We start from the raw sequence: 12,334 nt of genomic DNA on the forward strand, positions 1-12,334 counted from the left end.
ACCTCGGGCCAGACCGGGGTCGAGATGGAGGCGCTGACCGCCGTCTCAACGGCAGCGCTGACCGTCTATGACATGACCAAGGCCGTGGACAAGGCGATGGAGATCGGCGGCATCCGCGTATTACTGAAAGACGGCGGCAAATCAGGACGTTACGAGGCGGAATGATCACCGTAGAAGAAGCCCGCGCGCTGCTGTTCGATCTGGTCGCGCCGCTTGACACAGAGATTGTCCCGCTGCACGAGGCCGCAGGTCGTATTCTGGCCGAAGACGTCCGCGCCACACGCGACCAACCTCCCTTTGCTGCCTCTTCCATGGACGGTTATGCGGTCAAAGCGACCGAGGTCGAACTGCACGCTATGTTCAAGGTGATCGGCGAGTCAGCAGCCGGTCAACGGTTCGATGACAAGGTCGGCCCGGGTCAGGCTGTGCGCATTTTCACCGGCGCGCCGGTGCCTGAGGGTGCGGATTTTGTCGTCATTCAGGAAGATACCGACCGGCGCGGAGACCTGATCACCATCACCGACGATCCCGGATCGAAAACAAATATCCGTCCCGCAGGTATCGATTTTGCCGTAGGCACACGGATCGCCGCACCCCGTCGCTTGCGCCCCGAGGACATCGCCCTGATGGCCGCGATGAACCTCCCCTTGGTCCGTGTGACGCGCAAGCCCGAGATCGCCCTGATCTCAACCGGGGATGAGCTGGTGATGCCCGGCGAGACCCCCGGCCCCGATCAGATTATCGCGTCAAATACCTTTGGTCTCAAAGCGTTACTGGAGGATGTTGGCGCGCATGTCCGCATCCTGCCCATCGCGCAGGACACAGTCGGCTCGCTGGAAACCGCCTTTGGGCTGGCGCAGGACGCCGATCTGGTGGTGACCATCGGCGGCGCCTCGGTCGGCGACTATGATCTGGTCGCCGATGTCTCGGAAAGCCTGGGGATGGAGCGTGCGTTCTACAAAATCCGCATGCGTCCCGGTAAACCGCTGATGGCCGGGCGGATGGGTGATACGGCCATGGTCGGCCTGCCCGGCAATCCGGTCAGTGCCATGGTCTGTGGTTACCTGTTTCTGGCCCCGATGGTGCGCCATATGCTGGGACAGGAACAGGCGCTGACCCCCTTCCGACGCGCCCGTCTGACCGCACCGCTGGGCAAGAATGGCCCCCGCGAACATTACATGCGCGCGGTGCTGGATGAAAATGGCATCCGCGCCTGTGACGATCAGGACAGCTCTCTGCTGAGTGTTCTGGCTCAGGCCAACGCGCTTTTGGTGCGCGATCCGCATGACCCGGAGCGCCCTGCTGGGGATGAGGTTCAGTACCTGCCGATCTGATCCAACGCCAAATCCGTTGACACAAAACGTGAACATGCGTAGAACAAAAGAAAACGCATGAGCGACGAGGTGCGAGCGATGCTGACCAAAAAACAGCTGGATTTGCTGGAATTCATTCATAAACGTGTGCAGGCGGACGGTGTTCCGCCCAGTTTCGACGAAATGAAGATTGCGCTGGATCTGCGGTCGAAATCCGGGATTCACCGGTTGATCACCGCTTTGGAGGAACGCGGGTTTATCCGCCGCCTCGCCCATCGCGCCCGCGCCATCGAAATCGTCAAACTGCCCGAAAGCCTGGGTGGAGAGCCCACGACAGGATTCCAGCCCCGGGTGATCGAAGGCGACCGCCCCACCGGCCCGCGCCCGGCGAACTTTGAGCCGGTCAAGGTCGATGCGATGGAACTGCCGGTAATGGGCCGCATCGCCGCCGGTGTGCCAATCGCAGCGATCAGCCATGTGTCGCACCACGTTGCGGTGCCCGGCTCGATGGTGTCGGGCAGCGGCGATCACTATGCGCTTGAGGTGCGTGGCGATTCGATGATCGAGGCCGGGATCAATGACGGGGATGTCGTGATCATCCGCGAAACCTCTGCCGCCGATAACGGCGATATCGTCGTGGCGCTGGTCGAGGATCAGGAAGCCACCCTGAAACGGTTCTTCCGCCGCGGCAATGCCATCGCGCTGGAGGCCGCCAACCCGGCCTACGAGACCCGCGTTCTGCCCGAGGATAAGGTCAAGGTGCAGGGGCGGCTTGTCGGTCTGATCCGCAGTTATTGATCCTTAAGCGCACGGGGTCGGGGCGACCAGAGCCTCTGCCCCGTGACCTCGGAACTTGTGACGACGCGGCCCTTGTCGAAGGCAAGACTACCTGAGCGCTGCAGGGTCGAAGGGCCGAAGATCGTGCATTTGCCGGTCAGCTCCAGTGCGACGGGCGAAATAACCACCTGATTCTGCGTACATTCGTCGAATTGTTGAACCGCGCGTTTCCCGGTCAGATGCACCAGTTCCTTGTCCCCCAGCAAAAAGCGCTGGATACGGTCCGGCGCGTGGGGCCAACGGCCAGCGGCGGCCGCCTGTTCCACCCCGTCGCCATCATTCTCCAACCAGACCGAGGCAACAAAACCACTGCCCTTGCTCTTGCTTAGCGCCCGTCCGTTCTCGGTCATCACGCCGATCAGACTGCCGGTATCGGCCACCAGAACCTCGGGCCGGTGTCCCTGCCCCCACAGCAGCAGCGCCGCAACCATTGGCACCATCCCGACCCATCGCGCGCGACCCTGCCATAAGATCAGCCACAACGCCCCCATGGCCAGCATCGGCAAGACAAAATCCGGCGGACTGACCACATATCCCTGCGCGCCCTCCAACCCCGAGACCCAATCCGCCACCCCCAAAATCCAGCGCAACCCCAATCCCATCAGGGCCAGTGCGATCCAGTCCAACCCGATAGGCGCCAGCAAGGCGGCCATGACGGCGGCGGGCACCACGACGGAACCCATGACCGGCACCGACAGGAAATTGGCCAGCAAGCCATAGTGCGACATGGTGTTGAAATGCGCAGCCCCGATGGGTGCGGTGGCCAGCCCGGCAATGGCCGAGGACATCAGCAGCCCCAGTGCCGGTTTGGTCCATTTCGGCCCAGGCAACGGCCCGAAATCGCGCAGGCCCCCGAAGACGGCGACCAGTGCGGTGGTGGCGGCGAAAGACATCTGGAAACCGGGGCTCAGCAGGGATTCGGGGCGCAGCGTCAGAACGATCAGGGCGGCCACGGCCACGGCGCGCAGGGAAATCGCCCGCCGGTCGATCAGCACCGCACCCAGCATGACCGTGACCATGACAAAGGCACGCTCGGTCGCGACATTGCCACCGGACAGCAGCAGATAGATCATGGCAGCCAGCAAGGCGCAGATCGCGGCCAGCTTGCGCACCGGCAGCCGTAGCGCCAGCGGCGGAATGGCCGCAAATCCGATGCGGCAGGCGACGAAGATAAACCCGGTCAAAAGCCCCATATGCAGCCCGGAAATCGCCAGCAGATGCGCCAGATTCGAGGCCCTCAGCGCCTTCAGCGTCTCCTGCCCCATACCGCTGCGGTCACCCGTGGTGACGGCGGCGGCGAATCCGCCGACCTCTCCCGGCAACACCTGTCTTACATGGTCCGAGATCGCCATGCGCCAATAGGTGACCTGCACCCCCCTGCGCCCATCTTTGGCCGGGGCGACCGGCATCACCGGAACGCGCGCATAGCCCACCGCGCCCAGGCGTTGAAACCAGGCGTGGCGGCGGAAATCAAACCCGCCGGGCTCAACCGGGCCCTGCGGGGGCGACATATGGGCGGTGGTCATGATCCGTTGGCCGGGCATCAGGGCGATGGTGTCGCCATGCATGGACACCCGGATGCGCTGCGGACGCTGATCAGCGGGGACATCCCCCATCCGCACCTGATCCAGCGTTACCCGCAGCGCATCCGACGCCGAGCGGTCCAGCGCCACGACCCGCCCCTCGACCGGGCCATAGTAGCGCCATTTCAGGACCGGCTCTGCGACCCCATGGGCACGCGCACCGGCCAGCAGAAACCCTGCCGCCACCAGTGCCGCCCCAACCGTTAGCGGGACCCAGGCGGCGGACAGTGCACGACCGCCAACCAACACCCCCAGACCCAGCACCAGAACCCAGCCGTAAAGCTGCGGTCCCGGCTCGAACCGCAGATGGAAATACAGGCCAATTCCAAGGGCCAGACAGACCGGAGACCACGCAAACAGATAGCCGCGCTGTTTCAGTAAGGCGGTCTCAATCCCTGCCAGAACACGCATGGTTGCCCCCGTCCCCCGGGCTCGTTAGACAGGCGCAACTCTATGCCCGCTACGGTTACCAAAAGGTTAATCCCCACCATGTCCGATCAGGTTGTCACCCGTTTTGCCCCCTCGCCCACCGGTTTCCTGCATATCGGCGGCGCGCGCACCGCGCTGTTCAACTGGCTGTATGCGCGCGGACGTGGTGGCAAATTCCTGCTGCGGATCGAGGACACGGATCGCGAGCGCTCAACCCCGGAGGCAACAGCGGCGATTCTGCAGGGTATGGCGTGGCTGGGTCTGGACCATGACGGAGAGGTCGTCAGCCAGTTCGAAGGCGCCGCCCGCCATGCCGAGGTCGCGCATCAATTGCTGGCCGAGGGCAAGGCGTATAAGTGTTTCTCAACCCAGGACGAAATCGCGACCTTCCGCGATCAAGCCCGGGCCGAGGGCAGATCGACCCTGTTCCGCAGCCCCTGGCGCGATGCCGATGCCGCGACCCATCCCGATCTGCCCTTTGTGATCCGCATCAAGGCCCCGCAGGACGGGACGACGGTGATCGGCGATCAGGTGCAGGGCGACGTGACCATCCGCAACGATCAGTTGGACGACATGATCCTGCTGCGCTCGGACGGGACGCCGGTTTACATGCTGGCGGTTGTGGTCGATGACCACGACATGGGTGTGACCCATGTGATCCGGGGCGATGACCACCTGAACAATGCCGCCCGCCAGATGATGATCTATCAGGCGATGGGCTGGGACGTGCCGGTCTGGGCGCATATCCCGCTGATTCACGGGCCGGATGGCAAGAAGCTCTCCAAACGCCACGGCGCATTGGGCGCGCAGGAATATCAGGCCATGGGATATCCGGCCGCCGGGATGCGCAACTATCTGACGCGACTGGGTTGGAGCCACGGGGATGATGAATTCTTTACCGATGCGCAGGCCAAAGAGTGGTTCGATCTGGACGGTATCGGCAAAAGCCCGGCGCGGTTCGACCTGAAGAAGCTGGAAAACCTGTGTGGCCAGCACATTGCGATCTCGGACGATGCTGCGCTGCGGCAAGAGATCGCGGAATACCTGTCGGCAGCCGATCTGCCATCGCTGAATCAGACACAATCCGGTGATCTGGAACGGGCCATGTATTGCCTGAAGGATCGGGCCCGAACCTTCCCGGAACTGCTTGAAAAAGCGCATTTTGTGCTGACAAGCCGCCCGGTGGAACCGGATGAGAAAGCGGCAAAGGCGCTGGCATCTGTATCCGACGGTATACTGAGTGAATTGACGCCGCAGTTGCAAAATGCTAGCTGGTCCCGAGACGAGCTGGAGGAAACCCTGAATTCCTTTGCCGAGGCAAACGGGGTAAAGTTCGGCAAACTGGCCGGACCGCTGCGCGCGGTGCTGGCCGGGCGGGCCGTGACACCTTCGGTTTTCGACATGATGCTCGTGCTGGGGCGGGATGAAACCCTGGCGCGGCTTTCTGATGCAGTGAAATAAACCCGGCCTTCATATTCGGGTAACGCTGCTCCGCTAAGACCCGGACTGCGCGCTTGCGTGCAGCCGTTGCCCGCAAGCCCGGACAGCGCACCGGCTTGTGCTTGATCAAGGAAGGGACGAAATGACCGACAGCAAAAAAACAGCCACCCTGACCGTTCATGGCAAGGATTACGAGTTGCCGGTTTACTCGCCAACCGCGGGCCCGGATGTCGTGGATATCCGCAAGCTGTACGGGCAGGCAGGCGTGTTCACCTATGATCCCGGTTTCACCTCGACCGCCAGCTGCGACAGCACCATCACCTATATCGATGGCGACAAGGGTGAGCTGCTGCACCGCGGCTATCCGATCGACCAATTGGCCGAGAAATCGCATTTCCTGGAAGTGTGCTATCTGCTGCTCTACGGAGAGTTGCCGACCGCCGGTACCCTCGAAAGCTTTGAGACCACGATCACCCGTCACACCATGCTGCACGAGCAGATGCAGTATTTCTATCGCGGCTTCCGCCGGGATGCGCATCCGATGGCGATCATGGTGGGTGTGGTTGGCGCAATGTCGGCCTTCTACCACGATTCGACCGATATCACCGATCCCCTTCAGCGCGAGATCGCCTCGCACCGGCTGATCGCCAAGATGCCGACCATCGCGGCCTGGGCCTATAAATACCATATCGGTCAGCCCTTCATCTATCCGCGCAACGATCTGGATTACGCGTCGAACTTCCTGAGCATGTGCTTTGCCGTGCCGACCGAGGATTATGAGGTCAACCCGATCCTCAGCCGCGCGATGGACCGGATTTTCACGCTGCATGCGGATCACGAACAGAACGCTTCGACCTCGACCGTGCGTCTGGCGTCGTCTTCGAACGCGAACCCGTTTGCCTGTATCGCGGCGGGCATCGCCTGCCTGTGGGGTCCGGCCCATGGCGGTGCCAACCAGGCCTGCCTTGAGATGTTGGAAGAGATCGGCAGCGTTGACCGCATTCCCGAATATATCGACCGTGCCAAGGACCGGGATGATCCGTTCCGCCTGATGGGCTTTGGCCACCGCGTCTACAAGAACTTCGACCCGCGCGCCAAGGTGATGAAACAGTCCGCCGACGAGGTGCTGGAGCTGCTGGGCATCGAGAACAACCCGAAGCTGCAGGTCGCCAAGGCGTTGGAGAAACAGGCGCTGGAAGATCCGTATTTCGCAGACAAGAAGCTGTTCCCGAATGTGGATTTCTATTCGGGCATCATTCTTGAGGCGATGGGTTTCCCGACCTCGATGTTCACTCCGATCTTTGCCCTGTCGCGCACCGTGGGCTGGGTCAGCCAGTGGAAAGAGATGATCGCCGATCCGCAAAACAAGATCGGCCGCCCGCGCCAGCTGTATCTGGGTGAGACGCTGCGGGATTACACGGACATCGAAAACCGCTAAAACCTGACATCAGAAAGCCCCGGCCCGGCGCCGGGGCTTTTCTTTTCAGAACAGGCTGAGCTGGTCGCCCACCTGCGGCGGCACCGCAAACAGGTCACTGCGCAGCGGTGCGGATTTCGTTTGCAATCCCAACCGCTTGACCGTGGCCTTGAACCGTTGCGCGATCATCTCGGCATAGGTGCCTTCCCCCCGCATTCTGTGACCCCAGCGCGGATCGTAATCCTTGCCGCCATGCATCTCGCGCAGGCGGGTCATGATCTTGCCCGCGCGATGTGGCTCATGTTCGGCCAGCCAGTCCTGCCACAGCCCGGACACCTCTCGCGGCAGGCGCAGCATGATCCAACTGGCCGCGTCGGCCCCGGCCTGTTGCCCGGCCTCCAACAGTGCCTCCAACTCATGATCCGTCAGCCCCGGCACGATAGGAGAGGTCATGACGCGCACCGGAATCCCCGCCCCGGTCAACCGACGGATCGTTTCCAGACGGCGCTGCGGCGATGGCGCGCGGGGCTCCATTCGGCGCGACAATCCGGCATCCAGCGTGGTCAAAGATATCCCCACCCGCACCAGACCCAGCCGCGCCATCGGGGCTAGGATGTCGATATCCCGCTCGACCAGCGTGCCTTTGGTCACGATCCCGACCGGGTGATTGAACGCGCTCAGGACCTCAAGGCAGGCCCTTGTAATCCCGCGCTTTTTCTCGATCGGTTGATAAGGGTCGGTATTGGTGCCAAGTGCCATCGCCGCCACCTTGTAGGAGCGCGCCGACAATTCCCGCGCCAACACCTCGGCTGCGTTCGGACGCGCCACCAGACGGGTTTCGAAATCCAGCCCCGATGACAGGCCCAGATAAGCATGGCTGGGGCGCGCAAAACAGTAGACACAGCCATGTTCGCAGCCCCGATACGGGTTGATCGAGCGATCAAACGGCAAATCTGGCGAGCGGTTATAGGTGATCAGACTGCGCGCAACCTCCTCTCGGGTCTCGGTCCGCAAGGGTGGCAGGTCGTCGTCCATATCCCAGCCATCGGGCTCTGCGATGGAGGCCAATCGTTCGAATCGGCCCGCCTCATTCGACATTGCCCCGCGCCCGGGCACCGCCACATGTTCCACTTTTGTTCTCATTCTTAATGGATACTAGACCGCCCCGGCCCGCACAAGGCTTGATCCGACCTGCCGCAAGCCGGGCACCGCCCGCGCATTCCAAAGAAATTTGAAAATCAAAAGAGAATCTGAAGGCTTCGCAAGATAATCTTGCAAAAAATTCGATGCCATCGAGGTAAATTCTGACCTATAGGTCGGTCTAAGAACGACCGAGGTCGCAATCGTCACAGTAGACCTGCGACGAAATGGCCAAAACGGGAAAAACGCCACCGTGGGCCCATGGCCCCAACAGCTTTAGGGAACCGCCCCATGTCCGATGAAGAAGACATCGTCCTGTCCGAACTGAATGACGACGAACTTGTCGAGCAGATGTTCGATGACCTCTACGACGGCCTGAAGGAAGAAATCGAAGAAGGAGTGAACATCCTGCTGGAGCGCGGATGGACCCCTTACGACATTCTGACCAAAGCTCTGGTCGGCGGCATGACCATCGTGGGTCACGACTTCCGCGACGGCATCCTGTTCGTGCCCGAGGTTCTGCTGGCCGCGAACGCGATGAAGGGCGGCATGACGATCCTCAAGCCGCTGCTGGCCGAAACCGGCGCGCCGCGCGTGGGCAAGATGGTCATCGGCACCGTCAAGGGCGACATCCACGACATCGGCAAGAACCTTGTGTCGATGATGATGGAAGGTGCCGGTTTCGAGGTGGTCGATCTGGGCATCAACAACCCGGTCGAAAACTACCTTGAGGCGCTGGAGACCGAAAAACCCGACATTCTGGGCATGTCCGCCCTGCTGACCACGACGATGCCCTATATGAAGGTCGTCATCGACACCATGGTCGAACAGGGCCTGCGCGAAGATTACATCGTGCTGGTGGGCGGTGCCCCCCTGAACGAGGAATTCGGCAAGGCAATCGGCGCAGACGGCTATTGCCGCGATGCCGCCGTGGCTGTGGAAATGGCCAAGGATTTCGTATCGCGCCGCCACAACCAGATGGCAGGCTAAGCCGACGGAATATGAAACAAAGGCCGTCCATCCGGGCGGCCTTTTTTTTGACCCATGCGGGCTTGCCCTGCCCCTTGATGGGACACAGATTGAACCTGGAACGCAAGTGAACGGAAGCCCGATGACGGATACGCCACTGCCAGATGATCAAAGCCTGACCGAACAGGGCTACAGCGCGCAGCAACAGGCCGAAAAGATTCTGTTGATCGCCTGCGGAGCCTTGGCGCGCGAGATTCTCGATCTGAAAACCCGCAATGGCTGGGATCACATGGCGCTGACCTGCCTGCCCGCGATCCTGCATGTGCATCCCGAACGGATCACACAGGCCGTCGAGGATGCGGTCGCCAAACATCAGGGCAATTACGAACAGATCTATGTGGTCTATGCCGATTGCGGCACCGGCGGGCTGCTACAGCAGGCCTGCGAAAAGCTTGGGGTCGAGATGATCAAGGGCCCCCACTGCTATTCCTTCTTCGAGGGCAATGACGCCTTTGCCGCCCATGGCGAGGATGAAACGACCGCGTTCTACCTGACGGATTTCCTGGCCCGGCAGTTCGACGCCTTTGTCTGGAAACCCCTTGGCCTGGATCGTCACCCGCAGCTGCGTGACATGTATTTCGGCAATTACACCAAGCTGGTCTATCAGGCCCAGACCGACGACCCGGAGCTGACCCGCCGCGCCATGGAATGTGCGGATCGGATGGGGTTGGAGTTTGAACGCAGGTTCACCCGCTATGGCGATCTGGAAACCACCCTGTCCGATTGGGCAACGCGGCCCCGCTGACAGGTGTCAGGCACTGGCCGTCGCGACTTCTCGTATCCGTTCGATCATCGAACGCAGCCCGTTTGACCGCTGCGCCGAGAGGTGATCGTTCAGCCCCAGCCGCGCCAGCTCGGCGGCGGCGTCCACGCCGGGCACCTCTCGCACCGGCAACCCGTTATAGAGGCTGCGCAGAACCGCGATCAGGCCGCGCACGATCAGCGCGTCGCTGTCGCCATCGAAATGAAACACGCCACCTTCGATAGTCGGGTGAAGCCAGACCTGACTGGCGCACCCGGTGACCTTGGTCGCAGGCACTTTCAGCGCGTCGTCCAGCGGGTCCATCGCCTTGCCCTGCTCAATCACATGGCGGTACCGGTCTTCCCAGTCCTCCAGAAACTCAAAATCCTCGACGATCTCTTCAAAGGCGGGCGTAGCCATGGTCTTCGCTGTTCCTTGCGTTGCGGCGATCACAATTGTGACCTATGCCCAGCATAACCGTCTGTCCAGTCCCCCACGTGGCTTTTCAAGCCGATGAATTTGCGGTAACCCCTGTGCTGGAAAATATGCGCAAATCTCTGGGCCCATGCACAAATCTCTTTCTGTACTTCTGGTTTCCTCGTTCATTCTGTCGGGCTGCAGCGGCTGGCGCGACTCGCGGGTGAACCCGTCCAACTGGTTCGGGTCCAGCCAACCGGCCCCTGCCACGGTTGAAACATCCGTCAATGATGCGAATGCTCTGATCCCGGAACAACGCGAAGGGTCGGGCCTGTTTTCACGCCCCGAGGCCGAGGATACCAGCATCCCGATCGCCCGGATTGATGAGCTGCGGATCGACCCGACCCCGTCGGGTGCCATCGTCTATGCCGCAGGCACCGCGATTCGTCAGGGCGCCTTTGGCGCGCGGCTGGCCCGGGTCGAGACCGAGGAAAACACCAAGAACGGCGTGTTGGAGTTTACCTTCCGTGTGAATTATCCCGAATATTCCACGGCACAGGGCACCGAACGGTCGCGCATGGTGTCGGATGCGATCAATGTGACCGCAAAAGAATTAGAGGGGATTCGTCTGGTCCGCGTAACCGGACAGCAAAACGCGCTGGAATCGCGGCGGCGTTAGATATTAATCCTTACCCTCCCGCCTTTTCGCCTTCGTTTCTAAATTGTCTTGAACCAAAATGCTTCGGAAGAAGTAAGTGTGGGCGCTCTCGTCAAATCTCGGCAGGCCGCAGAGTGCTTTTCTTTTCGAGATCTACAACATACAATTCAAGGTTCCCTGCAATCTTTTGAAAAACACTCGGAATGTACGGCACGAGTTCTTTAAATCGTTCCGTACCGACGTTAGGCCCGCCATGATAGTGGCGACAATGGGCTATGATGTCCCTTCGCTCCGCCTCCGGTAATTGTTGAAGCGGGTCTCGGTCGTTGTAATCGTGCAGGTTGGAAAGATGGATGAATGCACATCCAAATTTGTAGACGGACTGTGTCCAGCCTTGTAGATGCTGAGCGAGGTCAACCATTTCTTTGTCCGTAACCCGCGCGCGAGATGCCTCCTGCGTCCACTTTTCGCCCCGAACCGAGGCCTCAATCAAAAGCTCTTGGCGTTCAGTGCTTTGGGCTAGCAGGTAAATCACCCGAACCATCGAGTCGAGTTCCTGACGCAGAACGGAAATCATCTGGCCAACCAATCCAGCCTTTGCCAATAATTCCATTGCTTGCCGGTGCTCGGAGGAGCGGCTACGGATCTGTCGAGTGAAGATTGCGAGATTGGAAGTCATTTACCTATTTCAAGTTCAGTTAAAAAATGTCTGTGCTGATGCAGCAAAATGTAAGTTATTTAATTGTAACCGCGCACCGGCTACGTTCTGCGACTGGTGCGGAAAATCGCTTAAAGCGACACCACCTCAACCGTCTGTCCTTTGGCCGCCAAAGCAATTTTGCCATCGCACAGTTTCAGGGCGTCTTCGCCAAACACCTCAAACCGCCAGCCGGTCATCGCGGGCACGTCGCGTTCGCCGGCGGCGATCATATCCAGATCGGCGCTTGAGGCGATCAGCTTGGCCGCCACCCCGACGCTTTCGGTCTTGGATTTCAACAGCACCCGCAGCAGATCGGCCAGCGCTGGATTGACCTTCAGCTTGTCGCGGCTGTTGTCGATCCGGGGCATCTGATCCGGCGGGCAGTTCACCCCGCGTTTGACGGCGGCCAGAATCCCCTCGGCAATCGCACCCTTTCGGGCCTCGCGCAGCAACAGGCGCGAACTGCCCAGATCCGAAGGCGATTTCGGCTTGGTCGAGGCCATCTCGATCAGCGCGTCATCCTTGAACACCCGGCTGCGCGGAACGTTGTTTTGCTGCGCATAACCTTCGCGGAACTGCGCCAACTCGCGCACCACCGCCAGAAACTTGGCCGAGTTGGTGCGGGTCTT

13 protein-coding genes are annotated in these 12,334 nt (G+C 60.9%); 8 read left to right on the plus strand and 5 right to left on the minus strand.

Annotated features, from left to right (window positions below; translation table 11 throughout):
• From MPJ51_RS19720 to lexA, 3 genes are all read left to right on the plus strand, one after another.
• On the plus strand, positions 1 to 165 hold a 165-nt coding region (locus tag MPJ51_RS19720; protein WP_298390450.1), incomplete at its 5' end, for a cyclic pyranopterin monophosphate synthase MoaC.
• Entirely contained in the window at positions 162 to 1,334 is a 1,173-nt protein-coding gene (gene glp / locus MPJ51_RS19725) for a gephyrin-like molybdotransferase Glp (protein ID WP_298390426.1), read from the plus strand. The genes MPJ51_RS19720 and glp, both read left to right, overlap by 4 nt.
• Positions 1,335 to 1,412: 78 nt before the next feature.
• Positions 1,413 to 2,111 carry a transcriptional repressor LexA gene (gene lexA, locus MPJ51_RS19730; protein WP_298390453.1) on the plus strand — a complete coding sequence of 233 codons (699 nt, stop codon included), beginning with the start codon at positions 1,413 to 1,415 and terminating at the stop codon, positions 2,109 to 2,111.
• On the opposite strand, the gene MPJ51_RS19735 is transcribed toward lexA, so the two are convergent.
• Positions 2,105 to 4,144, minus strand: a complete 2,040-nt coding sequence (locus MPJ51_RS19735) for a ComEC/Rec2 family competence protein (RefSeq protein ID WP_298390428.1) — start codon at positions 4,142 to 4,144, stop codon at positions 2,105 to 2,107. The two genes, lexA and MPJ51_RS19735, sit on opposite strands and share 7 nt — an antisense overlap.
• A gap of 78 nt (positions 4,145 to 4,222) precedes the next feature.
• Here MPJ51_RS19735 and gltX point away from each other — a divergent pair, with 78 nt between their 5' ends.
• Positions 4,223 to 5,623, plus strand: coding sequence for a glutamate--tRNA ligase (gene gltX, locus MPJ51_RS19740; RefSeq protein WP_298390455.1), 1,401 nt, complete (start codon positions 4,223 to 4,225; stop codon positions 5,621 to 5,623).
• A 121-nt stretch (positions 5,624 to 5,744) separates the two neighbouring features.
• Complete coding sequence (gene gltA / locus MPJ51_RS19745) at positions 5,745 to 7,040, plus strand: citrate synthase (RefSeq protein WP_298390430.1); 1,296 nt, start codon at positions 5,745 to 5,747, stop codon at positions 7,038 to 7,040.
• Between the two features lie 45 nt (positions 7,041 to 7,085).
• On the opposite strand, the gene MPJ51_RS19750 is transcribed toward gltA, so the two are convergent.
• Complete coding sequence (locus tag MPJ51_RS19750; protein ID WP_298390432.1) at positions 7,086 to 8,162, minus strand: PA0069 family radical SAM protein; 1,077 nt, start codon at positions 8,160 to 8,162, stop codon at positions 7,086 to 7,088.
• 288 nt (positions 8,163 to 8,450) lie between these two features.
• On the opposite strand from MPJ51_RS19750, the gene MPJ51_RS19755 reads away from it, so the two are divergent.
• Together MPJ51_RS19755 and MPJ51_RS19760 are read left to right on the plus strand one after the other, a co-directional pair.
• On the plus strand, positions 8,451 to 9,149 hold the full coding sequence (locus MPJ51_RS19755) for a B12-binding domain-containing protein (protein ID WP_298390434.1): 699 nt from the start codon (positions 8,451 to 8,453) through the stop codon (positions 9,147 to 9,149).
• A gap of 121 nt (positions 9,150 to 9,270) precedes the next feature.
• On the plus strand, positions 9,271 to 9,933 hold the full coding sequence (locus MPJ51_RS19760; RefSeq protein WP_298390436.1) for a DUF1638 domain-containing protein: 663 nt from the start codon (positions 9,271 to 9,273) through the stop codon (positions 9,931 to 9,933).
• Between the two features lie 6 nt (positions 9,934 to 9,939).
• Here the strand turns inward: MPJ51_RS19760 and MPJ51_RS19765 are convergent, their stop codons facing one another.
• The gene (locus MPJ51_RS19765; protein ID WP_298390438.1) at positions 9,940 to 10,350 is read right to left on the minus strand and encodes a SufE family protein; all 411 of its coding nucleotides are present in this window, start codon (positions 10,348 to 10,350) and stop codon (positions 9,940 to 9,942) included.
• A 145-nt stretch (positions 10,351 to 10,495) separates the two neighbouring features.
• Here MPJ51_RS19765 and MPJ51_RS19770 point away from each other — a divergent pair, with 145 nt between their 5' ends.
• Positions 10,496 to 11,026 carry a hypothetical protein gene (locus MPJ51_RS19770; RefSeq protein ID WP_298390440.1) on the plus strand — a complete coding sequence of 177 codons (531 nt, stop codon included), beginning with the start codon at positions 10,496 to 10,498 and terminating at the stop codon, positions 11,024 to 11,026.
• 91 nt (positions 11,027 to 11,117) lie between these two features.
• On the opposite strand, the gene MPJ51_RS19775 is transcribed toward MPJ51_RS19770, so the two are convergent.
• The gene (locus MPJ51_RS19775) at positions 11,118 to 11,684 is read right to left on the minus strand and encodes a hypothetical protein (RefSeq protein WP_298390442.1); all 567 of its coding nucleotides are present in this window, start codon (positions 11,682 to 11,684) and stop codon (positions 11,118 to 11,120) included.
• A gap of 110 nt (positions 11,685 to 11,794) precedes the next feature.
• The coding region (locus tag MPJ51_RS19780; RefSeq protein WP_298390444.1) for an HRDC domain-containing protein at positions 11,795 to 12,334 on the minus strand (540 nt) is incomplete at its 5' end.

It is taken from the genome of Ruegeria sp. (assembly GCF_028066395.1).
Classification (GTDB): Bacteria; Pseudomonadota; Alphaproteobacteria; order Rhodobacterales; family Rhodobacteraceae; genus Ruegeria.

Bases quoted from the DNA above. Each gene is read 5' to 3' on its own strand.
- glp (WP_298390426.1), top strand. From the start codon at position 162: ATGATCACCGTAGAAGAAGCCCGCGCGCTGCTGTTCGATCTGGTCGCG.
- lexA (WP_298390453.1), top strand. From the start codon at position 1,413: ATGCTGACCAAAAAACAGCTGGATTTGCTGGAATTCATTCATAAACGT.
- MPJ51_RS19735 (WP_298390428.1), bottom strand. From the start codon at position 4,144: ATGCGTGTTCTGGCAGGGATTGAGACCGCCTTACTGAAACAGCGCGGC.
- gltX (WP_298390455.1), top strand. From the start codon at position 4,223: ATGTCCGATCAGGTTGTCACCCGTTTTGCCCCCTCGCCCACCGGTTTC.
- gltA (WP_298390430.1), top strand. From the start codon at position 5,745: ATGACCGACAGCAAAAAAACAGCCACCCTGACCGTTCATGGCAAGGAT.
- MPJ51_RS19750 (WP_298390432.1), bottom strand. From the start codon at position 8,162: ATGAGAACAAAAGTGGAACATGTGGCGGTGCCCGGGCGCGGGGCAATG.
- MPJ51_RS19755 (WP_298390434.1), top strand. From the start codon at position 8,451: ATGTCCGATGAAGAAGACATCGTCCTGTCCGAACTGAATGACGACGAA.
- MPJ51_RS19760 (WP_298390436.1), top strand. From the start codon at position 9,271: ATGACGGATACGCCACTGCCAGATGATCAAAGCCTGACCGAACAGGGC.
- MPJ51_RS19765 (WP_298390438.1), bottom strand. From the start codon at position 10,350: ATGGCTACGCCCGCCTTTGAAGAGATCGTCGAGGATTTTGAGTTTCTG.
- MPJ51_RS19770 (WP_298390440.1), top strand. From the start codon at position 10,496: ATGCACAAATCTCTTTCTGTACTTCTGGTTTCCTCGTTCATTCTGTCG.
- MPJ51_RS19775 (WP_298390442.1), bottom strand. From the start codon at position 11,684: ATGACTTCCAATCTCGCAATCTTCACTCGACAGATCCGTAGCCGCTCC.